Raw genomic sequence first — 25,554 nt, 5'->3', positions numbered from 1 at the left:
CACCCGGCCCACTACGCACAGTGGTTCCGCGATGGCGCGGATCACCTAACCACAGTCGACTGCGTCGATGGAAGACAGGTTTTGTTGAGTTGAGAAAGAACTCGGTAAGCATGTCGCCATATGTGCCCGAAAGGCTTCCGCCCTGTAGCGGAAGCATTTCTGACGAACCGTCACGCCTGCTTCGACGCCAGCTCCACGACCGTGATGTCCGAGGGCGCCCCGACCCGCACCGGCGGCCCCCAGGCGCCCGCGCCGCGGGTCACGTAGAGCTGGGTGTCGCCGTAGCGCTCCAGACCCGCGAGGGTCGGATTGGCGGCCTGCGCGACATAGGTCATGGGCCACATCTGGCCACCATGGGTGTGACCGGAGAGCTGGAGGTCGACGCCGTGGTCGACGGCGTCGTGGATCTGGACGGGCTGGTGGGCCATGAGCACCACGGCCCGCGAGGTGTCCCGGTCGCCGAGCGCCTTGGCGAAGTCGGGGCCCTGGCCCTCGTCCTCGCCCGCGATGTCGTTCACTCCGGCGAGGTCGAGGTACGGCAGTTCACGGCGGGCGTTCTCCAGCGGCGTCAGACCCAGCCGCCGTACCTCGTCGACCCACTGCTCGGCGCCGGAGATGTACTCGTGGTTGCCGGTGACGAAGTAGCTGCCGTGCCGTGCCTTCAGTCCGGCGAGCGGCGCCGCCGCCGGGCCGAGGTCCGCCACGTCGCCGTCGACCAGGTCGCCGACCACCGCGATCAGGTCGGGCTGCGTCGAGTTGATCGTGTCGACGACCTTCTGCGCGAAGCCCCGGCCCAGCATCGGCGAGAGGTGGATGTCGCTGACCACCGCGATGCGGAAGCCGTGTGCGGCGCGCGGCAGCTTCGCCAGCGGCACGGTGACGCGCTTGAGCTTGGGTCCGCGTACGACGCCGTAGGTGCCGTAGCCGACCGTGCCCACGGCGGCCGCGGCGACGGCACCGCCCACCACCCGGGAGACGAAGAGACGGCGGGAGGGGTCGGCCGGGGCCGCGGGCGCGGTCGGGTCCGGGGATTCCGGCGCCCGGGGCGGCGCCGACTGTCCTCCGGACTCGGCGGCTTCCGCGGACTCGACGGGCTGCGCGGACTCGGTGGACTGCGCGGACTCGGCGGACTGCGCGGGCTGCGCGCCCGCCGGGACCGGCTCCGGCTCCCGCACCGCGGGCTCCGGCCGTGACTCCGGCTGCCGCGCGGGCTCCGGGACGCGCCGCGCCACCAGGCGGCGTACGAGAGGGCGTAGCAGCTCCCCCACCAGAAGGGCGAGGAGCAGGTACAGCGCGAGGGCGAGCCACATGAAGCCCGGCCAGGTCAGTGTCTGCTGCAGCCAGAAGGGCGCGCCGGTGCGCTCGGCCGCGAAGCCGCCGATCATCAGCACCGGCCCCGCGACGAACACCGCCGTGCCCACGCGTCTGGCCGGGCCCGGCCCGCGTGTGGTGTCGCGCACCAGGCGGCGCCACGCGTACCAGTGCAGCGCGCCGAAGAGGGCCAGCACCAGCAGCAGCACCAGGACGAAGACGACGGTCATCACGAGGCACTCCCGGGTGCGGCTCGGCGAAGGGCACGCAGCCCGCGCAACCCGATGACCCCGATGGCCGTCCCCAGAACAAAGGAGACGACGGCGAGCGTCAGATGCACCCAGAAGTACGCCGTCGGATCACCCGCGTCGTCGAACGCGAGCCCGCTGCCGTCCTTCCAGAGGTTTTTGACGAAAGTGATCCAGATGACCCAGCTCCACACCCCGAAGGCGAGCAGGAACCAGGAGAGGGGGCGGCTGAGCTTCATGCGTTCAGTATCGCCGTCGACCGCCCGGGTATCGCGCCGGGGTGCGAGCGGGGGCGTGAGCAGGAGTCGGAGCGCCACAGGGCGCTCCAGTGGGATTTACCGGTCGGAGCCATGTACTTTCTCGATCGTGCCCGCCTCCAAGAAGACCGTCAGGCGCCCCCTGCTGGTCACCTCAGCCACCCTGCTGTCCTTTTCCCTGGCCTCACTGCCGCTGCTGACGGCCGGCCCGGCCTTCGCGGCGAAGCCGTCACCGAGTTCGAGCGCCTCGCCGTCCGCGACTCCCCCGGCGACCATGTCGACCGTCGGCGGCGAGCTGCTCGGCCGGCCCGGCACGCAGGCCAGTCTCGGCAGCGACGCTCCCGTGCTGCCCAAGGGCATCAGCGCCCGCTCCTGGATCGTCGCCGACGCCGAGTCGGGCGAGGTGCTGGCCGCGCACAACGCGCACTGGCGGCTGGCCCCCGCGAGCACGCTGAAGATGCTGTTCGCGGACACGCTGCTGCCCAAGTTCAACAAGGACGACGAGCACAAGGTCGTGCCCGCCGACCTGGCGGGCGTCGGCTCGGGCTCCAGCATGGTCGGCATAAAGGAGGACGAGACGTACACCGTCCACGACCTGTGGCTCGGTGTCTTCCTTCGCTCCGGCAACGACGCGGTGCACGTCCTGTCGGCCATGAACGGCGGGGTGAAGCAGACCGTCGCGGACATGAACGCGCACGCCGAGGAGCTCCAGGCCCTGGACACGCACGCGGTCAGCCCGGACGGCTACGACGCGAAGGGGCAGGTGTCGTCTGCCTACGACCTGACGCTGATCGCCAGGTCGGGGCTGCAGAAGAAGGACTTCCGGGAGTACTGCTCCACCGTGCGGGCGAAGTTCCCGGGCGAGACGAAGAAGGGCAAGAACGGCAAGAAGAGCCGTTCCTCCTTCGAGATCCAGAACACCAACCGGCTGCTCACCGGGGACAGCGGCCTCGACTCCTACCAGGGCATCGCGGGTGTGAAGAACGGCAACACCACGAACGCGGGCGCCACGTTCACCGGGGTCGCCGAGCGCGGCGGCCGGGTCCTCCTCGTCACCGTCATGCATCCGGAGAAGGAGGAGCACAACCAGGTCTACAAGGAGACCGCGAGCCTCCTCGACTGGGGGTTCAAGGCGGCGGGCAAGGTGACGCCGGTGGGTGAGCTGGTGCCGCCCAAGAGCGCGGACACCTCCGGTGGGGGTGCCGACGAGCCGAGTGCGCAGCCGGGGGCCACGGCGTCGGCGTCGGCCTCCGGCGGGGCGGGCGGGAAGTCGGTCGCCTCGGGTGCGTCCGGTGGGGGCGGCGGGGTCGGGGTCGCCCTCGGGATCATGGGGGGCGTGTTGGTGTTGGTGGCCGGTGGGGTGTTTCTGGTGAATCGGAAGTGGCCTCTGCGGGGGAGCAAGTAGGGCGGTCCGGGAGCGGCTGCCTGGTGGGAGCCGGATGCGGGGTGCGGGTGCGTCGTGGTTGCTCGCGCGGTTCCCCGCGCCCCTTACGGGCGCTGGGGCCGGAGGCGGGGTGCGGGTGCGTCGTGGTTGCTCGCGCCGTTGCCCGCGCCCGCTACGGGGCGATGGTGCCGGTCGGGGGGATGAGGTCTTCGGTGCTCCCTGCGCCTCCGGTGTCCCCCGCGTCGTCCGCTTCCCCGCTCTCCTTGCTGCCCTCCGCCGTCCATGCCGCGCAGTACAGCAGGAGCTTGCTGGTGAAGTTGATCCAGAGGAGGAGGGCGATGGGGACACCGAAGGCGCCGTACATGCTCTTCGAGGCGACGCCCTGGATGTAGCCGCTGAGGAGGAGCTTGAGGAGTTCGAAGCCCACGGCTCCTATGAGGGCGGCCACGACGAGGCGGCGACGGGGTGGATGGACGCCCGGGAGCAGGGTGAGGACGTAGAGGAGGAGCAGGAAGGCGGCCAGGACGGCGACCGCGAACGCGGCGAGGCGCAGGAGGATTCCGCCCCAGCCGTCGCGGTCGATGCCGAGCTGGTCGGCGAACCGGCCCACGGCCCAGGAGGCGGCTGCGGAGGCGGCCAGCGAGACGAGGACCGCGCCGCCCAGACCGAGCAGCAGGCCCGCGTCCTTGCCCTTGGCGAGGACGGGGTTCTCGTCGGGGTCCTCCTTCTCCCACACCGCGCGCAGACAGCCGCGCATCTCGCCGACCCAGCCGATGCCGGTGAACAGCAGCAGCGCGCCGGCGATGATCCCGACCGTGCCGGCGTTGTCGACGAGGCCGGCGACGTCGAGCTGGTCGGAGATGCCGGGCACCTGCTCGCTGAGCCGGTCCTCCAGCTCCTGCTGCTGGTCCTTGCCGAGGGTCGCCGCGACGATGGCCGCCGCCAGGGTCAGCAGCGGGAACAGCGCCAGGAAGCTGATGAACGTCATCGCCGCGGCCAGCCGGGTCCACTTCACCCGCTCCAGCCGCTCGTACGAGCGCCACGCGTGCGTGGTCATCAGACGCTCCGCCCAAGGACCCACCCCGGGAAGCTTTTTCAGCCAGTCCATGATCCGAACTCTGCCCCAGTCGTCGACACCCGATACCGGGTACCCCCGGACCGCCCGCGGATTCTCTCCCGGCGTCACCGCCTCCGGCGCCACGGGGAGCGGATCACCAGTCCGCCACCGCCAGCCCGTACATCGTCAGCCACGCGGCGCCGATGAGGGTGAGGGCACGGTCGCGCAGGATGACGTCCTCGGGTTCACCGGCGGTGCCCCGGTCGGCGAACACGGCGTAGCGGAGGACGGCGAGGACGAAGGCGATCATGGAGAGCTGCCGCCACGGCAACACGCCGGAGGTGGGTACGCCGCCTTCCTCCAAGGCCCAGAGGCAGTAGCCGAGCACGGCGACGCCGGCGGCCAACTGCCAGACGAACCGGAGGTATCCGGCGGTGTACTCGGTGAGCAGGGCCCGGGTCGCGCCGGCCCGGTCGGCGAGTTGCACGGCCTCCGAGTACCGCTTGGCGGCGACCATGAACAGCGCGCCGAACCCGGTGGTGATCAGGAACCAGCGGGAGAGCGGGATGCCCAGCGCGAGTCCGCCGATCATCGCTCGCATCAGGAACCCGGTGGTGACGACCGCAAGATCGACGACCAGGACGTGCTTGAGGCTGACGCAGTAGGCGAGTTGGAGTCCGAGGTACGCCGTCAGCAGCGCGGCGGTGTACGGCGAGCAGAGCCAGGCGGCGCCCAGGGGCGCGAGCACGGCGAGGGCGCCCCCGACTCCGTACGCGACGGGGACGGGCACCTGCCCGGCGGCGACCGGCCGGTGGCGCTTGACGGGGTGCGCGCGGTCCGCGTCGGCGTCCCGGGCGTCGTTGACGAGGTACACGGCGGCGGCACAGGCCGTGAAGAGGACGAAGACGAGCGGGAGTTGGACGAGCGCGCGAGGAGTGAAGAGCTCTCCGGCGGCCGCGGGCGCGGCGACGACCAGGGTGTTCTTGATCCACTGCCGGGGCCGGGTCGTCCGGAGGAGGCCGCGGACGAGGCCAGCTTTCGGGGGCGCCTGTCCGTAAGGCGTCCGGCGCTCCAGGACCACGGCGCTCCCCGGCGTGCGCCCTACCACCGTGCGCTCAGCCATCGCCGCTCACCACCCAGCGCGCGCCCAGCCGCGCCGTGAGCGTCCCGAGCGCCACGCCCGCCGCCACGTCCGACGGATAGTGCACGCCGACGACGAGCCGGGAGACGCACATCGCCGCGGCGAGCGGCGCGGCGGCGGACAGCAGCAGCGGGGCACCGGCCGGTGCTCCGTGGGCCACCACGGCGACCGCCGCGGCCGCCGAACTCGCGTGCGAGCTCGGGAAGGAGTGCCGTCCGATCGTGCCGACCAGCGGCTCGACGTGTGCGGGGCGGGGCCGTCGTACGACGCGTTTGACGCCCATGCTGGCCAGATGCGCCACGGCGGTCAGCGTCGTGCCGCGCAGCCACACACGACGCCGCTCCCGGTCGACGGCGGCCCCCGCCAGTCCGGCCGCGAGCCACAGCAGACCGTGCTCCCCGACCCGGGACAGCCCGCGCGCGGCGCTCGCGACACGCGGGTCGGCACCACGGGCGCGCAGCGCGGAGAGGAGCCGCCGGTCCAGCCCCCGCACGCCCCCGACGACGTCAACTTCATCCATGCGACGCCACTCTCGCGGGCAACCGGGCCGGAGCTACGGCAATCTTGAACGACATCCCACTAATCACCCATTTCGGTGAGGCGACCGGGCGGCCGCGCCGACGTGCCCGACTCCTCCGCATACGCGGCGATACGGTCGCGAGCATGCCAGCCGACGCCGCCCCGACCTCCCCGGCTCCCCCGCCCGCCGGCCCCCGCCGTGCCTCACCCGCCCCCGTCTCCGCCTCCGCTCCCGCTCCCGCTCCCGCTCCCGCTCCCGCTCCCGTCACGGTCACCGGCTGGGGCCGCACCGCGCCGAGCGCCGCGCGGCTGGTCCGCCCACGGACCTACGAGGAGGCATCGGCCGCCGTACGGGCGTGCGCGGCGCAGGGGGCGCGGGGCGGGATCGCCCGGGGGCTCGGGAGGGCGTACGGGGACGCGGCGCAGAACGCGGGCGGCGCCGTCCTCGACATGACCGGCCTCGACCGGGTCCACGCCATCGACGCGGACGGCGGCACCGTCCTGTGCGACGCGGGTGTCTCGCTGCACCGGTTGATGGAGGTCCTGCTCCCCCTGGGCTGGTTCGTGCCGGTGACCCCGGGGACGCGTCAGGTGACCGTCGGCGGCGCCATCGCGGCCGACATCCACGGGAAGAACCACCATGTCTCCGGGTCCTTCGCACGCCATGTGCTCTCCCTGGACCTGCTCACGGCCGACGGCGAGATCCGCACGGTCGTCCCCGGCACCCCGCTCTTCGACGCCACGGCCGGCGGCATGGGCCTCACCGGCGTCATCCTCACCGCGACCGTCCGCCTCCTGCCCGTCGAGACGTCCTGGATGTGCGTCGACACCGAACGCGCGCGCGACCTCGACGACCTCCTCGCCCGCCTCACGGCCACGGATCGCTACTACCGTTACTCGGTCGCCTGGATCGACCTGCTCGCCAAGGGCCCCGCGACGGGCCGAGCGGTGCTCACCCGCGGCGACCACGCGCCCCTGGAGGCCCTGGAGACGCGGTGGCGGCGGAACGCGGGGCGGGGACCGGCGTGGACAGGGCCGACGGGATCGCCGCCGAGGGGAGTGCCGTGGACACCGCCCTCGGGAGTGCCCTGGGCATCGTCCACGCGCGCGCGTGCGGGCCGCCCCGCGGTCGGTGACGCGTCGCGGTTCCGCAGGGGCGCGCCCGCGGGTCCGCTGGAGTTCCGCACCCCCCGCCTCCCCGCCGCCCCCTCCTTCGTCCCCGACGGTCTTCTCGGCCGTACGGCCATGGGGCTCTTCAACGAGCTCTGGTACCGCCGGGCGCCCCGGTCCCGCACCGACGAACTCCAGCGCATCTCCACCTTCTTCCACCCCCTCGACGGGGTCCCGCACTGGAACCGGATCTACGGCCGGTCCGGCTTCGTGCAGTACCAGTTCGTCGTCGGACACGGCCGGGAGGAGACCCTGCGCCGGATCGTCCAGCGGATCTCGGAACGCCGCTGCCCCTCCTTCCTCGCCGTGCTGAAGAGGTTCGGCGAGGGCGACCCCGGGTGGCTGTCCTTCCCGATGCCCGGCTGGACCCTCGCCGTGGACATCCCTGCGAGCCTGCCCGGTCTCGGCGCCTTCCTGGACTCGCTCGACGAAGAGGTCGCGGCCGCCGCCGGCCGCGTCTATCTGGCGAAGGACGCCCGGCTACGGCCCGAGCTGCTGGCCGCGATGTACCCGAGGCTCCCCGAGTTCCGCGCACTGCGCGAGGAGTTGGACCCGGGCGGGGTCTTCGTCTCGGACCTGGCCCGCCGCCTCGGCCTGTGAACGCCGTGCAGTGAGCGCCGTGCTGTGCGTGCGGTGCCGTGAGCGCGGCGCGCACGCCTGTCCCCCGCTGTGCCCCACCCCCACACCCAGGAGCTGTCATGAAGGACGCCTTCGGCACCCCCCAGTCCCTGCTGATCCTCGGCGGTACGTCGGACATCGCGCTCGCCACGGCCCGTCGGCTGATCGCACGCCGCACCCGCACCGTGTGGCTCGCGGGGCGCCCGTCGCAGGCTCTGGAGAACGCGGCCGTCCATCTGCGCGGCCTCGGCGCGGAGACCCACACCGTCACCTTCGACGCGCTCGACCCCGGCTCCCACGAGGCGGTCCTCGGCAAGGTCTTCGCCGAGGGCGACATCGACATGGTGCTCCTCGCCTTCGGTGTCCTCGGCGACCAGGCGAACGACGAACGCGACCCGGTGTCCGCCGCGCGTGTCGCGCAGACCAACTACACCGGCGCCGTCTCGTCCGCCCTGGTCTGCGCGCGGGCCCTCCAGGCACAGGGCCACGGCTCCCTGGTCGTCCTGTCCTCCGTCGCCGCCGAGCGGGCCCGCCGCTCCAACTTCATCTACGGCTCCAGCAAGGCCGGCCTCGACACCTTCACCCAGGGTTTGGGCGACGCCCTCCACGGCACCGGCGCCCACGTCATGCTCGTCCGCCCCGGCTTCGTCCGCACGAGCATGACGGCGGGCCGCCCGGAGAGCCCCTTCGCCACGACCCCGGAGGCCGTGGCCACCGCCATCGAGCTGGGGCTGCGCCGCCGCTCGGAGACGGTCTGGGTGCCGGGTGCGCTACGCCTGGTGATGACGGCCCTGAGGCACCTGCCGAGGCCGCTCTTCCGCCGCCTGCCGCTGTAGCGCCCCTTCAGGGGCACGGGGAACTGCGCGAACAGCCCCCACGAGCCCGCAGCCGCGAAGCCTTCGGAACCGCCCCTCCCGGAGCGCTCCGTCTCCTTCGGCGCCCGACGGACGTCACCGCGCGGGAAGCGTCGTGTCCCCCACCGGCGCCCCCGCCTGCGGCGGCACCACGGACCCGCCGAACGTGAACTCCCGCAGCTTGCGCCAGACCCCGTCGGAACCCTGCTCGTAGAGCGCGAACCCGGTGCAGGGCCACTGCGCCTCGTACCCGGCGAGTTCCTCGAACGCCCGGTCCATCGCCTCCTCGGCGATGCCGTGCGCCACGGTGACGTGCGGGTGGTAGGGGAAGTTCAACTCGCGGGCCACGGGTCCCGACGGGTCCCGGACCTGCTTCTGCAACCAGGTGCAGGCCTCGTCCCCCTCGACGACCCGCACGTACACGACGGGCGAGAGCGGGCGGAAGGTGCCCGTGCCGGACAGCCGCATCGGGAAGGGCCGCCCGGCCGCCGCGACCTCGCGGAGGTGCGTCTCGATCGCCGGGAGGTCGGTGTCCTCGACCTCGGTCGGCGGCAGCAGCGTGACGTGCGTGGGGATGCCGTGAGCCGCGGCGTCGCCGAAGCCCGTGCGCCGCTCCTGGAGCTGGCTGCCGTGGGGCTCCGGGACCGCGATCGACACACCGATCGTTACGGTCCCCACGTCGTCTCCTGTCGTCGTGTCATGCGAGTTGTCGTAGTCCTTGTCAGCCGCGGTCCGTCGTACCGGCGGTCGGTCGAACCGACCACCGGCCGTACCGACTGCCTGTCGTACGGACCGCCGGTCGTACCACTGCCCGTCGTACCGACTGTCCGTCGTACCGCTGTCGGTCGTACCGGCTATCGACTGTACGGCCACGACGGTCCTCCGGGCAGGCGCAGCGGGAGTGATGTGCGGCGCTGTCGGTGGTGCGACAGGCGCTCGGGGGCAGAGGTGGTGCGACTCAGTGCTTGGCGGGCAGGAAGCCCACCGCGTCGTACGCCTGTGCGAGCGTCTCCGCCGCGACCGCGCGCGCCTTCTCGGCCCCCTTGGCCAGGATCGAGTCGAGCGTCTCCGGGTCGTCCAGATACTGCTGGGTGCGCTCCCGGAACGGCGTCACGAACTCGACCATGACCTCGGCGAGGTCCGTCTTGAGCGCACCGTAGCCCTTGCCCACGTACTTCTGCTCCAGTTCCGCGATACCCGCCCCCGTCAGGGTCGAGTAGATGCTGAGCAGGTTGCTGACGCCGGGCTTCTCCGCGGTGTCGAAGCGGATCACCGTGTCGGTGTCGGTGACGGCGCTCTTGACCTTCTTCGCGGTGACCTTCGGATCGTCGAGCAGGTTGATCAACCCCTTCGGGGTCGACGCCGACTTGCTCATCTTGATCGCGGGGTCCTGGAGGTCGTAGATCTTCGCCGTCTCCTTCAGGATGTACGGCTTCGGGATCGTGAAGGTCTCGCCGAAGCGGCCGTTGAAGCGCTCGGCGAGATCACGGGTGAGCTCGATGTGCTGGCGCTGGTCCTCGCCGACCGGCACCTCGTTCGCCTGGTAGAGCAGGATGTCCGCGACCTGCAGGATCGGGTACGTGAAGAGGCCGACGCTGGCGCGGTCGGCGCCCTGCTTGGCGGACTTGTCCTTGAACTGGGTCATGCGGGAGGCCTCGCCGAAGCCGGTGAGGCAGTTCATGACCCAGCCGAGCTGCGCGTGCTCGGGGACGTGGCTCTGGACGAAGAGCGTGCAGCGTTCCGGGTCGAGACCGGCGGCGAGCAGCTGCGCGGCGGCGAGCCGGGTGTTGGCGCGCAGGTCCGCGGGGTCCTGCGCCACGGTGATCGCGTGCAGGTCGACGACCATGTAGAACGCGTCGTGTGACTCCTGCAGGGCCACCCACTGGCGGACGGCGCCGAGGTAGTTGCCGAGGTGGAACGAGCCGGCGGTGGGCTGGATCCCGGAGAGCACGCGGGGTCGATCAGAGGCCATGCTCACCATTCTCTCAGGTGTCCGGGGCCGTTCCGGAACCGACCGGAAACAGATGTGACACGGGTGGGAACCGATCCGGTCCGGGCGGTGTACCCATGTTGTGAGAACGCGGGAGGGGGGCCGCATCGTCGATGAGGCCGCGGTGATCGCACGCGTACGCGCCGGGGAGCCGGAGGCCTATGCGGAGCTGGTGCGCGCCCACACGGGCATCGCGCTGCGAGCGGCGCGGGCGCTCGGCGCCGGTTCGGACGCGGAGGACGTGGTGCAGCAGGCCTTCTTCAAGGCGTACTGCTCACTGGGCCGCTTCCGGGACGGTGCCGCGTTCCGGCCGTGGCTTCTGTCGATCGTGGCCAATGAGACGAGGAACACAGTGCGGACGGCGGGGCGCCAGCGTTCGCTGGCCGACCGGGAGGCCGCCTTCGTGGAGGCCGAGCCGCTGATACCGCCCTCGGCCGACCCGGCGGTCGCCGCGCTGGAGATAGAGCGGCGTGTCGCGCTCCTGGGCGCCCTGGAGAAGCTGAGCGAGGAACACCGACTGGTCGTCACGTACCGCTATCTGCTGGAGATGGACGAGCCCGAGACGGCGGCCGCCCTGGGCTGGCCCCGGGGCACGGTGAAGTCCCGTCTGAGCCGGGCACTGCGCAAGCTGGGCCGCCTCCTGCCGGAGTTCGAGCCGGGGCAACCGCTGGGCCGGAAGGGGGAAGGGGGTGAGAGACGTGTGTGAGCCGGGCGAGGGCGAGGAGCGTGGTCCTGGCGAGGAGCGTGGTCCTGGCGGGGACCGGGGGCGGTCGCGGAAGGGCGGGAACGCGGGGGGTGACATGCGTGACGTCCGGTTGCCCCAGGAGTTGCGGGCGCTCGGACGGGCGCTGGACCGGCCGGGGAGCGACGGGGACGAGACCATGGTCGAGCGGGTTCTCCAGCAGATACTGGCCGAGCGGGTGCCGACGCCGGTGGCCGAGCCGCCGGGGGCCGGGGAGCGGCTGCGGGCGGTGCGCCGGTGGGCGCGGACGCGGTGGCGCGCGCTGATCGCCGCGCTGTGCGGGCTGCTCACGGCCCTCGTCCTCACCCCTCCGGTGCGGGCGGCGGTGGCCGACTGGTTCTCCTTCGGCGGGGTCGAGGTGCGGTACGACCCGTCGGCGACGCCACCGCCGGGCGCGCGGGTGCCCGGCTGCCCGGAGCCGGTCCCGCTGGCCGAGGCCGCGCGGCGGGCCGGGTTCACTCCGCTCGTACCGGGGGCGCTGGGCACTCCGGACGCGGTGTCCGTGACGCGTGCGCCGAAGGACCGCTTCGTGATCACTCTCTGCTGGGACGAGAGGGGAGGGACCGTCCGGCTCGACGAGTACGCGGCCCGGCTGGCCCCCGAGTACGGCAAGACCGTGGCGGGCGAGCAGGCCGTCGAGTGGGTCGGGCTGAAGGGCGGCGCGTACGACGCGTTGTGGTTCCCCGAGCCGCACCTGCTGCGTTTGTGGATGACCTCCGAGGACGGCTCCCGGCTCACCCTCTCCGAGCGCACGGCGGGGCCCACCCTCCTGTGGGTCCACGACGACGCGTTCACGCTGCGGCTGGAGGGCGTGGAGTCGAAGGCACGGGCGCGGGAGATCGCGAACTCGTTGGACTGATCGGTCCCGTCCGGGTGGGAACCCCGGCGGGCCGAGCGGTGTACCAGGAATGACACCGCGAGTGCGGGAGGGCCGCACCGGGATCGATCGGGGGTGTCGGATGCGTGGACCACGACAACTGACGGCGACGGTGGGCGGGTTGTTGACCGCGTTCGCCCTGGTGCTGCTGGAGGCCCAGCCCTCGGCGGCGGGCGGACCGACCAGTGTGCTGCTGGTCTCCCCGACCAGCCAGCGGACGGCTTCGCTGTACGGCACACAGGAGGAGTACGGCGACCTGGAGAAGCTCCTCGCCCGCGCGGGCGGCGAGCTCGACCAGGGTCGGGAGGAGGCCCCGCGGTGGGGGCGGGAGGACATATGGGGAGAGCGGATCAGTGACATGGTCAGCGTGACGTGGATGATCCACGACGTGACGCCGTGGCGGCTGGACCGGGTCTACACGGCCGCGCCGGACACCAAGGACATCTGGATCCACACGACGCTCGTCGCCGGCGAGGAGGATCCGGGCGCTGAGGGCGTCGGCGTCTGGCACCGGGCGAAGCAGCCGGACCAGCTGCGGAAGCTGCTCAACGGCCTGGGAGTCCGGGGCGCGGCCCCGGGTGCTCCGGCCCTCGGGAACCCGGTGCGGGACGAACCGCTCTCCGGCGAGGCGGCGGGAGGGACCGCGCCCGACTCCGCCGGGACGGCCGCCGACGCCAGGGCCGCGGCCACCGCGCCCGATCTGGCCGATCACGCCCACTGGGCGATACCCGCCCTGGCGCTGGGCCTGCTCGCCGGCTCCGGCGGTGCCACCCTCCTGCTGCGCCGCGCGGCGGCCCGGAACGGGTCCGGGCCGCCGCGGGAGCCCCGTCAGGAGCTGTTGGACGCCTGAGGGCGGCGGTCGGCAGGTGGGCAGCCGGAGGGGCGGCCGGTTCAGCCGAGGTCGATCTCCGGGTACAGCGGGAAACCGGCGACGAGGTCGGTGGCACGACGGGAGATCTCGTCGGCGACCTTCGCGTCGAGGACGTGCTGGGCCTTGGAGGGGGCGCCGGACTTGGTGGTGCCGGGCTCGGTGGTGGTCAGGACGCGGTCGATGAGGCCGGCGACCTCGTCCATCTCGGCCGTGCCCAGCCCCCGCGTGGTCAGCGCGGGCGTGCCGATGCGGATGCCGGAGGTGTACCAGGCGCCGTTCGGGTCGGCCGGGATGGCGTTGCGATTGGTGACGATGCCGGAGTCGAGCAGCGCGGCCTCGGCCTGACGGCCGGTGAGACCGTAGGAGGTGGCGACGTCGATCAGGTTGAGGTGGTTGTCGGTACCGCCGGTCACGAGGGTGGCGCCCCGGCGCATCAGGCCTTCCGCCAGCGCACGGGAGTTGTCGACGATGCGCTGGGCGTAGTCCTGGAACGCGGGCTGACGGGCCTCGGCGAGGGCGACTGCCTTGGCGGCCATGACATGCGGGAGCGGGCCGCCGAGGACCATCGGGCAGCCTCGGTCGACCTGGTCCTTGAGGGAGTCGTCGCACAGGACCATGCCGCCGCGCGGGCCGCGCAGCGACTTGTGGGTGGTCGTGGTGACGATCTGGGCGTGCGGTACGGGGTCGAAGTCGCCGGTGAGGACCTTGCCGGCGACGAGGCCCGCGAAGTGCGCCATGTCGACCATGAGCGTGGCGCCGACCTCGTCGGCGATCTCGCGCATGATCCGGAAGTTCACGAGACGGGGGTAGGCGGAGTAACCGGCGACGATGATCAGCGGCTTGAAGTCACGGGCGGAGGTGCGCAGGGCGTCGTAGTCGATGAGGCCGGTGGCGGGGTCGGTGCCGTAGGAGCGCTGGTCGAACATCTTGCCGGAGATGTTCGGGCGGAAGCCGTGGGTGAGGTGGCCGCCGGCGTCCAGGGACATGCCGAGCATGCGCTGGTTGCCGAAGGCCTGGCGGAGCTCGGCCCAGTCGGCGTCGGAGAGGTCGTTGACCTGGCGGGCGCCGGCCTTCTCCAGGAAGGGGACCTCGACCCGGTCGGCGAGGACGGACCAGAAGGCGACCAGGTTGGCGTCGATGCCGGAGTGCGGCTGGACGTAGGCGTGGCGGGCGCCGAAGAGTTCCTTGGCGTGCTCGGCGGCGAGGGACTCGACGGTGTCGACGTTGCGACAGCCGGCGTAGAAGCGGCGGCCGACGGTGCCCTCGGCGTACTTGTCGCTGAACCAGTTGCCCATGGCCAGAAGGGTGGCCGGGGAGGCGTAGTTCTCGGAGGCGATCAGCTTGAGCATCTCGCGCTGGTCGGTGACCTCCTGGCCGATGGCATCGGCCACCCGCGGCTCGACGGCGCGGATCACATCGAGGGCGGCACGGAAGGCGGTGGACTCGTGGGAGAGGGGCTCGGCTGACATGGGGACCTCCGGACGTTGCGTTCAGCGTTCACGGTACGGCCCAGGCGCACGGCACTCATCTTCCCCGGGCCGCTCCCCGATGGTCCGTCCCATCCCAGCGCGCCAGTCACGGCCCACCACTCACCCTATCGGGCGGGCCGGAGCGGCGGGCCGGGACGTCCACCATTCGAACGACGGGAGAAGTCGGGAGGAATCGAGAGGAGGGACCGCCGGTCAGAGGATGACGTGCGGGAGGAAGCGGGCGTACTCGTCCGTGACCAGGCCCGAGGACTCGCGGATGCCGAGGCCTGCGGACTCGTTCTCCACGACCCAGGCGCCGAGGACGACGTGGTTGTCGTCGAAGGCGGGCAGGGGTGCCAACTCCTGGTAGCAGCAGGGCTCTTCGCGGAGAGCCGGGGCGGCGCCCGGGGCATGGAGAGTGACTCCGGCGCCCTCGCGGCCGAGGAGGGGTTTGGCGACGTGGCCGGTGGTGGCGGCCAGTTCGCGGGGGCCGTCGAGATAGGCGGGGAGGAGGTTGGGGTGGCCGGGGTACAGCTCCCAGAGGACGGCCAGGAGGGCCTTGTTGCTGAGGAGCATCTTCCAGGCGGGCTCGATCCACATCGTGGTGCCGGTGCCGCCGCCGTTGTCGAGTGTGGAGAGGACATGGGAGGCGAAGCGGTCGGTGGTGAGCCACTCCCACGGGTAGAGCTTGAAGATGCTGCGGATGAAGCGGAGCTTCTTGTCGACGAAGCGTTCGGAGAGGCGGTCCCAGCCGATGTCCTCCATGGAGATCCAGTCGGTGGCGAGCCCGGCCTGCTCGGCGGTCTCCTTGAGATAGGCGACCGTCATCAGGTCCTCGCCGAGTTCGTCGCCGGCGGAGTGCGCGAAGTAGAGGGGGCTGCCCGGCGGCAGGAGAGGAGACTGCTTCTTCCAGGCGTCGACGAGGCGTTCGTGGAGGGAGTTCCACTGGTCGGCGCCCGGGAAACGTTCCTCCATCCAGAACCACTGGGGGCTGGCCGCCTCGACGAGCGAGGTCGGGGTGTCGGCGTTGTACTCCAGCATCTTGGCCGGGCCGGTCCCGTCGTAGCGGAGGTCGAAGCGGCCGTAGACGGACGGCAGTTCGTCGCGTCGGCGCCACGCCTCGGCGACGAGACCGGCGAGGCGCGGGTCGGTGATGCCGAGGTCGGCGAAGCGGTCCTCGGCCACGATGTGCTCGGCCGCCGCGAGGCACATGCCGTGCAGTTCCTCGACGACCTCCTCCAGCGCCTCGACCTCGGGCAGCGAGAAGACGTAGTAGGCGCTCTCGTCCCAGTACGGGCGCAGGGAGCCGTCGGGGTGGCGGGTCAGCGGGTAGATGAGCCCCTGTTCCTCGACGGTCTCCTGCCAGCCCGGCCGGGGTTCGATGGTGCGGCGTTCCATGGTGGTGCCCCGCCCGCCGGGTCAGCCGCCGCCGGAGCCGGAGCCCGAGCAGCCGAAGCCGTCCCGGTCGACGGCTTCGCTGCGGCTGAAGGTGCCGTAGTCGGCGCGGCCGCCGCTGACGTCGGCGTCGTAGTACCAGGCGGCGTCGACCGAGCCGGTCTGGCTGCGGTTGCCGCTGCTGTTGCTCTTGCGGTTCTTGCCGAAGGACGACGAGGAGCTGGAGCTCGAGTTGCAGTTCTTGTCGGCGATGATCTTGTAACCGTTGGCGTAGTCGTAGCTGTCGCGGTCCACGCAGCGGCGGTCCGGATCGGAACCGCAGGAGGTCAGGGCCGCCGCGACGACGCCCATTCCTCCGAGTACGACCGTGCTGGACCGCAGCCGCCTGCGCTGTTCTCCCATGTGTGCTCCCCCGTGGGGCTCGTGAGCCCTGCCGTACCGGGGCCGGTTCGCCATGCGATGCACGAAACCGGCCGCCGTCTTATGTGCGCTTTATCGGCGCTCAGACTAGTGATCGACTCCTGGAGGAGGCCAATTGGGTGCGAGGGGCGGCCTACGGGCGGCGGATCGCCTTCAGCGAGCGGGTGGCCTGGGCGAGCAGGGCATCGGCGAGTTCGGGTGGGGCGGACGCCTCCAGGGTGAAGTCGGCGTCCACCGAGGTGATCATCCAGGCGAGGTCGCGCGGGGTCCCGGCGCCCAGGTGCAGCAGACAGCGATCGTCGTCGACCGGTTCGAGCACACCCATGCCGGGCCAGAGCCGCTCTCCGACCGATGCGGCCGACTCGTGCAGGGTGACGGTGGCCCGGAAGGGCCAGGTCCGGGACGAGAGGCGGTGCGCGAGATAGGTCGCCGCGTCGCCGTCGGGGAGGGCGCGCGGGACGAAGCGGGGCCCGGTCGGGGTGCGCGGCACGAGGCGGTCGACTCGGAAGGTGCGCCAGTCCTCGCGGTCCACGTCCCAGGCGACGAGGTACCAGTGCCGGTCGAAGCTGACGAGCCTGTGCGGCTCGACGGTGCGGACGCGAGGGGTGGCTCGGGAGGTGGCTGAGGGCTCAGGGGGGTGGGGATCCGGAGAGGGGCTGTGTGGGGTGGCGTAGTCGAAGCGGAGGCGTTCGTGGCGGCGGCAGGCTTCCGCGATGGCCATGAGGGTGTCCGGCGAGACCTTGGGGGCCGGGGCCGCTCCCGCTCGGACGGTGGCGCGGTGCAGCGTGGTCAGCCGGTGCCGCAGCCGGGACGGCAGCACCTGCTCCAGCTTGGTGAGGGCGCGCAGCGAGGCCTCTTCGATACCGGTGACCGTGCCCTCGGCGGCGGTGCGCAGTCCCACCACGACCGCGACGGCCTCTTCGTCGTCGAGCAGCAGGGGCGGCAGGCTCGCGCCGGCGCCGAGCCGGTAGCCGGCGGCGCCCCGGGCGGCGTGCACGGGGTAGCCGAGCTCACGCAGTCGCTCGATGTCCCGGCGCAGGGTGCGTCGGCTGACGCCGAGCTGCTCGGCGAGTTCGGCGCCGGAGCGGTCGCGGTCGCGGTGGCTCTGCAACAGGGCGAGCAGTTTCAGCAGTCGTCCGGAGGTCTCCAGCATGGTCATGAGGGTGCCGCAGAGTTAGGACCGGAGGTGACCCAACCGGTTCGTAGCGTCGCAGCCATGACGAAGCCGACAGCCGATGCCCACCCCCTGTCCGACCCCGAGCACCACCCCGACCCCACGCCCACACTCACGCATGCACTGGCACCCGCACCCGCACCCACTCCGTTCCGGCTCGCGATCCCGCAGGACCGCATCGACGACCTGCACCGACGCCTGGCCGACACCCGTTGGCCCGACGAACTGCCCGGTGTGGGGTGGAGTCGTGGCGTGCCATCGGGCTATCTGCGGGAGCTCGCCGAGTACTGGCGCACCGGCTTCGACTGGCGGGCGCAGGAGGCGGCGGTCAACGCGTACGACCAGTACACGACGGAGGTCGAAGGACAGCATGTGCACTTCCTGCATGTGCGGTCGCCGGAGGCGGGGGCCACGCCGTTGCTGCTGCTGCACGGGTGGCCGGGGTCGGTGGTGGATTTCCTGGACGTCATCGGGCCGTTGTCCGATCCCCGGGCGCACGGCGGGGATCCGGAGGACGCGTTCCACCTGATCGTCCCGTCGCTGCCGGGGTTCGGACTCTCCACGCCGCTGGCGGGACCCGGGATGAACGCGGCCCGGATGGCCACGGTGTTCACGGGGCTGATGTCCCGTCTGGGGTATGAGCGGTACGGGGTCCAGGGGTACGACACCGGGTCGTGGATCGCACCCGAGATGGGGAGGCAGGCGCCGGAGCACGTCGTCGGGGTCCACGTCAACGGCATGATCTCCTTCCCCTTCGGGGCGGAGGGCGACACGGACGGCCTCAGCGAGGTCGAGCAGCGGCGCTGGCAGACCATGCAGGACTTCAACGACGGCTACCTCCAGTGCAACTCCAAACGGCCGCAGACGGTGGCGTACGGGCTCACCGACTCCCCCGTGGGGCAACTGGCATGGATCGTCGAGAAGTTCAAGGAACTCACGGACCCCGAGGACGGGCTGCCGGAGGACAGCGTCGATCGGGACCGCATGCTGACGAACATCTCGCTCTACTGGTTCACCGGCACGGCCGCCTCGTCCGCGCAGATCTACTACGAGGAGATCTCCGCGAGTTCATGGGGCGGCGCGGAGGGCTCCGGAGGCGAGGCCCCAACCGAGGCCGAGGCCTGGGGCCAGGCTTGGGACGAGGCGGAGGGTGGGGGCGCGACTGAGGGCTGGGGTGCGACTGAGGGCTGGGGTGCGACCGGTGGTGGAGGCGCGAAGGTGCCCACCGCCGTGCTGGTCTCGGCGCGCGATGTGACGGTCCGGCGCTGGGCCGAGCGGGACCACGACATCGTGCGGTGGACCGAACTCGAACGCGGGGGCCACTTCCTCGCCCTGGAGGCCCCGGAGGCGCTCGTCGAGGACCTGCGGGAGTTCTTCCGCGAGCTGCGGTGAAGGGACCGAGGCACGCCGCCGACGTCGACATCCCGTGCTCCTTTGACTAAAGTCAAATAAATATGGAGACCCGGCACGAGAAGCAGTCCGCACCGGTGGCCGCGCGGGACGTACGGAGCCTGCGGCGGTTCAACCGGTATTTCACGCGCCGTATCGGAGCGTTGGACGACCACTACCTCGGGCAGGACCGGCCACTCGGCGAGGCCCGGCTGCTCTTCGAGATCGGCGAGGTCGGCGAGTCCGGCCGGGGCCACGAGGGGGCCGCGCTGCGCGAGCTGCGGACCCGGCTCGGACTGGACGCCGGGTATCTGAGCCGGATGGTCAAGGCGCTTGAGGGCCAGGGGCTGGTCCGGGTCGGGGTGCACGGTGGGGACAGCCGGGTGCGGGTCGCCGCGCTGACCCCGGCGGGGCGTTCCGAGGTCGCCGAGCAGAATCGGCGGGCCGACGCGCTGGCCGAGGGGCTGCTGCGCGGGCTGACTCCGGCGCAGCGGGGCGAGTTGACCGACGCGCTGGGTGCCGCGCGGCGGTTGCTGCGGCTCGCCGCGATCCGGGTCGAGACCGTGGACGGCGGTTCCGCCGACGCCCGGGCCTGCCTCGACGCCTACGCCGCCGACATCGACCAGCGGTTCCCCGAGGGGTACGACCCGGCCACCCTCGTCCCGCCCCATGAGGTCTCGGGGGACTCGGGGGCCTTCCTCGTCGCCTACGAGGAGGAGCTGGCCGTGGGATGCGGGGCGCTGCGCACGCTCGACGCCGGGGCGCGGATCGGGGAGATCAAGCACGTGTGGGTGCATCCCGACGCACGACGCCTCGGCCTCGCCCGACGGCTGCTGGGAGAGCTGGAGCGGGAGGCCGCCGAGCGCGGTCTCGGCGTCGTACGGCTCGATACGCACGCCGCGTTGACGGAGGCACAGGCGATGTACCGGGCGTGCGGCTACAGGGAGATCCCCCGGTACAACGACGACGTGTACGGGGCGCACTTCTTCGAGAAGCGGCTCCCGTAGGCCGTCCCCGCGCTCACCCCCGTACGCAGGTCGCTCCCGTCGGACACAGGGAGGTGACCGCCATCGTGACCGGCTCGCGCAGGGTGTCGAGCGGGGTCGACTCGGGGGCGCTGAGGCGGACGCCGTAGATCTGGTCGTCGGCCGTGCGGAAGCGGTGGTCGACGACCCGGCGGGGGCCGAGGTCGCCGTCGCCGTCGAAGCGGTAGACGACCTCGGAGAAGCTGTCGTCGGCGGCGGAGCGGTCGATGACGCGGTAGCCGGGGAGGCGGGCGAAGCCGTAGTTCTCGTTCTCGGCCAGGTCCATGGATACGGCGGGAGTGTCCTCGCTGACCTGGAAGATCTGGAGGATCCGGCTGCCGTCCGGGGACTCGTAGGTCACGACCGGGGGTTTGCCCGACGGTGTCTTCGCGGTCCGCTCCCAGCCGGAGGGCGCGTGGACGGTGAAGCCCGCCGGGTCGTCGGAGCGTACATAGCCGGGGGCGACGTCCGCGCCGTCGCTCGCGCCCGCGCTCCCTTCTCCGTCCTCGCCGTTGTCCGCGTCCGGGCCGTCGGCCCCTTCGTCACCCGGGACCGACCGTTTCGGGGTGGCCGAGGAGGTGGCGTCGTCGTCCTCCGGGCCCGCCACCGAGAGAGAAGGCGGGGGCGTGGAGGAGGAGGTGTCCGTGGCCGTCGTACGGGTCGAGTCGTCGTCCCGGGACAGCGTCCACACCCCGAAGCCGGCGCCACCACCCAACAGCGCGGCGAGTACGACGATGGCTGCCGTGCGCGGCCAGGGGCTGCCCCCTCCTGAGGGCTCGTCCACCCAGCGTCCTTGGTGCGGGTCCCAGCGCGTCATCCTGTCCCCCTTGCCGACGTCGGCGTTCTCATGACGTGCGTAGGCAGACGATAGCGGCGAACATGCCGAACAGGCCCCGTCCTGGTCGAAACCGGGACAGGGCCTGCAGGGACGAGCTAGGGGGCGGCCTCGCCCCCGGGAGGACTGCTCAGAGGAGGCCGAGCGCGCGGACCGCCTCGCGCTCCTCCGCCAGCTCCTGGACCGAGGCGTCGATACGGGCGCGGGAGAACTCGTTGATCTCCAGGCCCTGGACGATCTCGTACTTGCCGTCCTTCACGGTGACCGGGAAGGAGGAGATGAGGCCCTCGGCCACACCGTAGGAGCCGTCGGACGGGATGCCCATGGAGGCCCAGTCGCCCTCGGCGGTGCCGTTGACCCAGGTGTAGATGTGGTCGATGGCGGCGTTGGCGGCGGAGGCGGCCGACGAGGCGCCACGGGCCTCGATGATCGCGGCGCCACGCTTGGCGACGGTCGGGATGAAGTCCTCGGCGAGCCACTTCTCGTCGGCCACGACCTCGGCCGCGTTCTTGCCGGCGACCGTGGCGTGGAAGATGTCCGGGTACTGGGTCGCGGAGTGGTTGCCCCAGATCGTGAGCTTCTTGATCTCGGAGACCGGTACGCCCGTCTTCTTCGACAGCTGGGTCAGCGCGCGGTTGTGGTCCAGACGGGTCATCGCGGTGAAGCGCTCGGCCGGTACGTCCGGCGCGGCGGCCTGGGCGATGAGGGCGTTGGTGTTGGCCGGGTTGCCGACGACGAGGACCTTGATGTCGTCCGCCGCGTGGTCGTTGATGGCCTTGCCCTGCGGCTTGAAGATGCCGCCGTTGGCCTCGAGCAGGTCGCCTCGCTCCATGCCCTTGGTGCGGGGGCGGGCGCCGACGAGCAGACCGACGTTGGCGCCGTCGAAGGCGACGTTCGGGTCGTCGGTGATGTCGATGCCCGCCAGGAGCGGGAAGGCGCAGTCGTCGAGCTCCATGGCGGTGCCCTCGGCGGCCTTGAGCGCCGGCGTGATCTCCAGGAGGCGGAGCTTGACCGGCACGTCCGCGCCGAGCAGCTGGCCGGAGGCGATGCGGAAGAGCAGGGCGTAACCGATCTGGCCGGCCGCGCCGGTGACGGTGACGTTCACGGGAGTGCGGGTCATGGCGTTCTCCGTATGACAGCTGGCGGTGGGGCGTCCCTGCCCCTGCGGGACGTACAAATGATCGATCTCTCGGCGTCAAGAGATCGGTGGTCAGGCTATCGCGCATCCGGGATCCCGGACGGCCGGGGTTCGTGTGGCCCAGCCCACAAGTCGCGCCGCGGGGAGGGCCACACGAAAGAGGCGGCCGCCGGTCCGGGGGGGGGTGGGACCGAGGCGGCCGCCTGTGGGGGTGCCGGGCCGGGAGGGTGGTGCGTCTCCCGGGCGGGCCGGACTCCCGTGGGGGTACCCTCCGCCTGCCCCAGAGTTCGGCGGGCATTCCCCTTACACCGTGATTACTTTTCCGGTAACGACGATGACGGAAGGTGACCGGACCGGCCGACGGCGAGACGGCCGACGGTGAGGCGGCGGACGGCGGGTCGGCGGATGGCGAGTCCGCCGACAGCGAGTCGAGCGAGGGCGAGGCGGCCCAGGGCGAGTCCGCCGACAGCAAGTCGGCCGAGCGCGAGGCGACCGCGGACGAGTCGGTGAATCGCTACCCCGTGCAGCCCTTCTGCCCGGACGCCAGGGTCGCGCAGGCCGTGGCCTCGCCCGCGTCCTTCACGGCGACCATCTGGGTGTAGGCGATGTTGTCGCCGGCGGCTTCGATGGCGGCCGTCTGCTTGGTCTTCCCGACCGCGACCTGGACCTCGTCACCCTGCGCGGCGCCGGTGATGCGCGCCCAGGCGGCCTGGCAGGCCTTGCTGTAGCGGACCTCGACGCGGGTGGTGCCGATGGTGGCCTCGTCGGTGGTCCGGACGAGATTGCCGATGCACCCCATGGTCTCGGGGTCCTTGCCGTCACAGTCCTTGCCGCTGCACTTCACACCGGCCGGGAGGTCGGGGTTCGTGCCGATCGAGGTCGACGGGGAGGTCGACGGCCCGCCCCCCGCCTGATCCCCGCCGCCTCCGTCGGTGAGCAGGAACGCCGCCGCGATGAGGACGAGCGCACCCACGGCCCCGGCGAGGAACATCGTCACGCGCCGCTTCGGCTGGGAGTCGCCGTCCCCGGACCGGCCGCCGCCGCCCGGCGGTGGCCCGAAGACACCGGAGGGGGCCGCGGCGTCGTCGCCCTGGACGGCCCCGGCCGGGACCCGGGACGAGGAGCTCGACGACACCGAGGTGGGCCCCGGGGCCGCCCCGGAGGAGCCCGAGGACGACCGCCCTCCCACCAGGCCCGACGGCGAGGAGGAGGACGCCGAGGGCGAGGAGCCCGACGAGGAGGCAGGCGGGGCCGCTCCCCAGCTGACGCGCGACGCCCCTCCGACGGCCGATCCGGCCCCGCCGACCCCGCCGTACGGCGGCGCGGGGGAGAACGAGGAGGACGAGGAGGACACGGAGGGAGCGGACGGCGACGAGGTCGACGGCTCTCTCGAACCCCCGTACGGCGAGCGCGAGATGCGATCGCTCGGGGAGCGCGGCTGCGGCGGGACGGTCGGCGAGACGCCCGCCGGGCCCGCCACGCCCGGCGTCGCGGTGGCACTGCGGCCCGCTCTGCCGTTCCGGCCGCCGCCGTTGACGGTGGACTGGCCGCCCGTCTCGCCGAGGGCGGCGCGGGCCTGGGAGATACGGATCGCTTCCATGGTCATGTCGTGACGCATCTCCGAACGGCTCCAGGCCCGCTCGGCCAGCTCCCACATCGTGGTCAGATGGACGGGATCGGTACCCGTCACCTCAGCCAACGCGACGATCGCGCCTTTCGGCGCGAGCAGTCTGCCGTTGAGGTACCGCTCCCAGGACGTCTTGCTGTAGCCCGTGCGGTCGGCCACCGCGGCGATGCTCAGCCCACCGCGGTCGACGAGCCGGCGGAGCTGGCCCGCGAACTCCCTGACCTGTGGATCGAGTTCATCCGGCAAGGCCCTCCAACGAGGCATTACTTCCCCCTCTTCCCCCCGTACGTCTCTCCGTACGACCCGGGGCCCTCTCCGAAGCCCCGTTCTGGCCTACCCACTGGGATGCGCCCGGCGGGGATGCCAGTTCCGCCGAAAGGGGCGTGCGGGAGCATTTCGGGCGTGCTCACGCGCTGTCGCGCGCCCCACAACGGTCTGTGGTCCAGTGTCCCACCGACATCCCGGATTTCCGGGCGGAATCGCAGGTCCAGGCACGGGACGTCCCGGACCATCCCAAATGCCCACGTTAGCCCTGGTGTTGAGCGGGTCGGCCGCACATCCTCGAAGTTGTCAACACATCGACACAGCGACCACACAGGCACGGTCACGGAAGTCGAACAGGGGCTCGTGCGCCTCGCACACACCGGCGAGGAACGTGTGCGTCAGTGAAGACCGACAGTCAACGGGGACCAGGGGGATCACATGCAACTCAAGTCCAGGCTGCTGCTCGCGGCCGTCGCCGTGACGGCCTCGGCCGGGCTCGCGCTCGGCACAGCCGCTCCGCTCGCCACGGCCGCCGAGCCGCACGTCGTCGACGGCACCGGTGCCGCGTACAACGACTGGGGCGACGAGGGCACACTGTCCGTCAACTCGCACGCCAAGAGCAACGCGACGCGACTGTGGCAGAGCGTCCTGTACGCCGACGGCGCCAAGTGGAAGGACTCCAGCGGGAAGCTGCACACCTTCACCCAGTGGGACATCGACGGGATCTTCGGCTGGAAGACCCGCTCGGCGACCAAGTACTGGCAGGCGCAGGAAGACCTGGAGGACGTCGACGGGATCGTCGGCAAGGAGACGTTCGGCCAGGCCGACGGCTTCCTCGACGGGCCGTACGGCGACGGCAAGGTGACGTACGCGGGCCTGTCGCACGAGGTGGACTTCAAGCGCCTCGACGGGGACTACTACGTCAGGATCGGCTCGAAGTGGAAGGCCGCCGCGTACGACTGGCGCGGCTGAGGGGGCCGGCCGGCACCGATCGGTGCCGGTGGGCGCGGTGGGTGCCGGTGGGCGCCGGTAGGTGCCGACGGGCGCCGCGCCGAAGGTCGACGGACGCCGCAAGGGGTTGACGGGGGTCGTCACGACAGGGTGACGGCCCCTATCAGCGCGGCGGTGACGAGGGCCAGGGCGAGCAGCACGGCGAGGGCGGCGTAGAGGGCGACGCGGCCGGGTGGGCGGGGGGCCGGTTCGTCGGCGGGGGTGTCCCACCAGGGGAGCGTGGGGTCGTCCTCGTACGCCTCGGAAGCGTTCTGCGTCCGCTTCCCCGCCGCTCCGTGCTCGGGCGGCTGGGACGGCGGCACCGTCTGGGGGGCCGGGCGGGGCCAGGCCCGCAGGGCCAGTTCGCGCAGCGCCCCGAAGCGGTGGGCGTCCTCGCCGGCGACCCGGCACAGGGCCACGACCGCCTGGCGGGGCGGGGGCTGGGTGCCGTTGAGGTACCGCTGCCAGGAGGACTTGCTGTAGGCGGTGCGCGCGCCGAGCGCGACGAGACTCAGCCCCGTGCGGTCCTTCAGCAGGCGCAGCTGCTCGACGAAATGCTGTACCTCCGGGGGGAGTTCGTCCGGCAGCGGCTGCCAGGCGCTCATCGGGCTGCCTCCTCGGCTCGAGGGTGGGGCTCAAGTGCGGGTCTGAGCAGGTGACGAAGGACGTGGGTGGACCGGTTCCCACCAGTACGGGCCTCGGAGCCCTGGCGTTCGGACAGCGCGCCGGACCGGGTGGGAGTGGTGGGGAGTGACGTGGGTGACCTGGTGAGGCGAAGCGAAGGGCACG

25 protein-coding genes are annotated in these 25,554 nt (G+C 72.0%); 10 read left to right on the top strand and 15 right to left on the bottom strand.

Translation table 11 applies throughout. The features are described from left to right. Window positions 1-170: 170 nt before the first annotated feature. Complete coding sequence (locus tag GWK25_RS04905) at window positions 171-1,541, bottom strand: metallophosphoesterase (RefSeq protein ID WP_215448647.1); 1,371 nt, start codon at window positions 1,539-1,541, stop codon at window positions 171-173. After that, the gene (locus tag GWK25_RS04900) at window positions 1,541-1,798 is read right to left on the bottom strand and encodes an SCO4848 family membrane protein (protein WP_215448646.1); all 258 of its coding nucleotides are present in this window, start codon (window positions 1,796-1,798) and stop codon (window positions 1,541-1,543) included. Before GWK25_RS04900 ends, GWK25_RS04905 begins: the two co-directional genes overlap by 1 nt. Before the next feature lie 127 nt (window positions 1,799-1,925). Here GWK25_RS04900 and GWK25_RS04895 point away from each other — a divergent pair, with 127 nt between their 5' ends. Further along, entirely contained in the window at window positions 1,926-3,221 is a 1,296-nt protein-coding gene (locus GWK25_RS04895; protein WP_374105742.1) for a D-alanyl-D-alanine carboxypeptidase family protein, read from the top strand. A 151-nt stretch (window positions 3,222-3,372) separates the two neighbouring features. Here the strand turns inward: GWK25_RS04895 and GWK25_RS04890 are convergent, their stop codons facing one another. The 3 genes from GWK25_RS04890 to GWK25_RS04880 form a co-directional block, all read right to left on the bottom strand. Further along, window positions 3,373-4,308 (bottom strand): YihY/virulence factor BrkB family protein, encoded by a 936-nt coding sequence (locus tag GWK25_RS04890; RefSeq protein ID WP_215448644.1) that lies wholly within the window; start codon window positions 4,306-4,308, stop codon window positions 3,373-3,375. A 103-nt stretch (window positions 4,309-4,411) separates the two neighbouring features. Next, window positions 4,412-5,380 carry a decaprenyl-phosphate phosphoribosyltransferase gene (locus GWK25_RS04885; RefSeq protein WP_215448643.1) on the bottom strand — a complete coding sequence of 323 codons (969 nt, stop codon included), beginning with the start codon at window positions 5,378-5,380 and terminating at the stop codon, window positions 4,412-4,414. Beyond that, window positions 5,373-5,918 (bottom strand): phosphatase PAP2 family protein, encoded by a 546-nt coding sequence (locus tag GWK25_RS04880; RefSeq protein ID WP_215448642.1) that lies wholly within the window; start codon window positions 5,916-5,918, stop codon window positions 5,373-5,375. Before GWK25_RS04880 ends, GWK25_RS04885 begins: the two co-directional genes overlap by 8 nt. Before the next feature lie 143 nt (window positions 5,919-6,061). On the opposite strand from GWK25_RS04880, the gene GWK25_RS04875 reads away from it, so the two are divergent. Next, window positions 6,062-7,687, top strand: a complete 1,626-nt coding sequence (locus GWK25_RS04875) for an FAD-binding oxidoreductase (protein ID WP_215448641.1) — start codon at window positions 6,062-6,064, stop codon at window positions 7,685-7,687. Between the two features lie 98 nt (window positions 7,688-7,785). Beyond that, window positions 7,786-8,541, top strand: a complete 756-nt coding sequence (locus GWK25_RS04870; protein ID WP_215448640.1) for a decaprenylphospho-beta-D-erythro-pentofuranosid-2-ulose 2-reductase — start codon at window positions 7,786-7,788, stop codon at window positions 8,539-8,541. A gap of 114 nt (window positions 8,542-8,655) precedes the next feature. Here GWK25_RS04870 and GWK25_RS04865 read toward each other — a convergent pair whose 3' ends face one another. Continuing rightward, entirely contained in the window at window positions 8,656-9,237 is a 582-nt protein-coding gene (locus GWK25_RS04865; RefSeq protein ID WP_215457204.1) for a 2'-5' RNA ligase family protein, read from the bottom strand. Window positions 9,238-9,517: 280 nt separating this feature from the next. Then, window positions 9,518-10,531 carry a tryptophan--tRNA ligase gene (trpS, locus tag GWK25_RS04860; RefSeq protein WP_215448639.1) on the bottom strand — a complete coding sequence of 338 codons (1,014 nt, stop codon included), beginning with the start codon at window positions 10,529-10,531 and terminating at the stop codon, window positions 9,518-9,520. Between the two features lie 100 nt (window positions 10,532-10,631). Here trpS and GWK25_RS04855 point away from each other — a divergent pair, with 100 nt between their 5' ends. The 3 genes from GWK25_RS04855 (at window position 10,632) to GWK25_RS04845 (ending at window position 13,018) form a co-directional block, all read left to right on the top strand. Further along, window positions 10,632-11,255 (top strand): RNA polymerase sigma factor, encoded by a 624-nt coding sequence (locus tag GWK25_RS04855; RefSeq protein ID WP_215448638.1) that lies wholly within the window; start codon window positions 10,632-10,634, stop codon window positions 11,253-11,255. Between the two features lie 94 nt (window positions 11,256-11,349). Then, window positions 11,350-12,150, top strand: coding sequence for a hypothetical protein (locus tag GWK25_RS04850; protein ID WP_215448637.1), 801 nt, complete (start codon window positions 11,350-11,352; stop codon window positions 12,148-12,150). 100 nt (window positions 12,151-12,250) lie between these two features. Then, window positions 12,251-13,018 (top strand): hypothetical protein, encoded by a 768-nt coding sequence (locus GWK25_RS04845; RefSeq protein WP_215448636.1) that lies wholly within the window; start codon window positions 12,251-12,253, stop codon window positions 13,016-13,018. 41 nt (window positions 13,019-13,059) lie between these two features. Here the strand turns inward: GWK25_RS04845 and GWK25_RS04840 are convergent, their stop codons facing one another. The 4 genes from GWK25_RS04840 to GWK25_RS04825 all read right to left on the bottom strand — a co-directional run bounded on the left by GWK25_RS04840 (window position 13,060) and on the right by GWK25_RS04825 (window position 17,476). Further along, entirely contained in the window at window positions 13,060-14,508 is a 1,449-nt protein-coding gene (locus tag GWK25_RS04840; RefSeq protein ID WP_215448635.1) for a glycine hydroxymethyltransferase, read from the bottom strand. Between the two features lie 213 nt (window positions 14,509-14,721). Continuing rightward, window positions 14,722-15,906, bottom strand: coding sequence for a glutathionylspermidine synthase family protein (locus GWK25_RS04835; RefSeq protein WP_215448634.1), 1,185 nt, complete (start codon window positions 15,904-15,906; stop codon window positions 14,722-14,724). A 21-nt stretch (window positions 15,907-15,927) separates the two neighbouring features. Continuing rightward, entirely contained in the window at window positions 15,928-16,305 is a 378-nt protein-coding gene (locus GWK25_RS04830) for a hypothetical protein (protein WP_215448633.1), read from the bottom strand. Between the two features lie 151 nt (window positions 16,306-16,456). Then, window positions 16,457-17,476 carry a YafY family protein gene (locus GWK25_RS04825; protein WP_215448632.1) on the bottom strand — a complete coding sequence of 340 codons (1,020 nt, stop codon included), beginning with the start codon at window positions 17,474-17,476 and terminating at the stop codon, window positions 16,457-16,459. A 63-nt stretch (window positions 17,477-17,539) separates the two neighbouring features. On the opposite strand from GWK25_RS04825, the gene GWK25_RS04820 reads away from it, so the two are divergent. Continuing rightward, window positions 17,540-18,889, top strand: a complete 1,350-nt coding sequence (locus GWK25_RS04820) for an epoxide hydrolase family protein (RefSeq protein WP_251828715.1) — start codon at window positions 17,540-17,542, stop codon at window positions 18,887-18,889. A gap of 62 nt (window positions 18,890-18,951) precedes the next feature. Continuing rightward, on the top strand, window positions 18,952-19,893 hold the full coding sequence (locus GWK25_RS04815; protein ID WP_215448631.1) for a helix-turn-helix domain-containing GNAT family N-acetyltransferase: 942 nt from the start codon (window positions 18,952-18,954) through the stop codon (window positions 19,891-19,893). A gap of 13 nt (window positions 19,894-19,906) precedes the next feature. Here the strand turns inward: GWK25_RS04815 and GWK25_RS04810 are convergent, their stop codons facing one another. Further along, complete coding sequence (locus tag GWK25_RS04810) at window positions 19,907-20,728, bottom strand: hypothetical protein (protein WP_215448630.1); 822 nt, start codon at window positions 20,726-20,728, stop codon at window positions 19,907-19,909. Between the two features lie 148 nt (window positions 20,729-20,876). Then, window positions 20,877-21,866, bottom strand: a complete 990-nt coding sequence (locus GWK25_RS04805; RefSeq protein ID WP_215448629.1) for a malate dehydrogenase — start codon at window positions 21,864-21,866, stop codon at window positions 20,877-20,879. Window positions 21,867-22,228: 362 nt separating this feature from the next. Here GWK25_RS04805 and GWK25_RS04800 point away from each other — a divergent pair, with 362 nt between their 5' ends. Further along, a complete protein-coding gene (locus GWK25_RS04800; RefSeq protein ID WP_215448628.1) occupies window positions 22,229-22,486 on the top strand; it encodes a hypothetical protein in 258 nt (85 codons plus the stop codon). Here GWK25_RS04800 and GWK25_RS04795 read toward each other — a convergent pair. Continuing rightward, a complete protein-coding gene (locus GWK25_RS04795; RefSeq protein ID WP_374200593.1) occupies window positions 22,399-23,757 on the bottom strand; it encodes a DUF2690 domain-containing protein in 1,359 nt (452 codons plus the stop codon). The two genes, GWK25_RS04800 and GWK25_RS04795, sit on opposite strands and share 88 nt — an antisense overlap. 456 nt (window positions 23,758-24,213) lie before the next feature. On the opposite strand from GWK25_RS04795, the gene GWK25_RS04790 reads away from it, so the two are divergent. Further along, a complete protein-coding gene (locus tag GWK25_RS04790) occupies window positions 24,214-24,747 on the top strand; it encodes a peptidoglycan-binding protein (RefSeq protein ID WP_215448626.1) in 534 nt (177 codons plus the stop codon). A gap of 119 nt (window positions 24,748-24,866) precedes the next feature. On the opposite strand, the gene GWK25_RS04785 is transcribed toward GWK25_RS04790, so the two are convergent. Then, entirely contained in the window at window positions 24,867-25,370 is a 504-nt protein-coding gene (locus GWK25_RS04785; protein ID WP_215448625.1) for a helix-turn-helix transcriptional regulator, read from the bottom strand. Window positions 25,371-25,554: the final 184 nt, after the last annotated feature.

The sequence above is a fragment of the Streptomyces sp. ATCC 21386 genome (genome assembly GCF_018728545.1).
Classification (GTDB): domain Bacteria; phylum Actinomycetota; class Actinomycetes; order Streptomycetales; family Streptomycetaceae; genus Streptomyces.
This window is presented reverse-complemented; position numbering and strand designations above follow the sequence as displayed.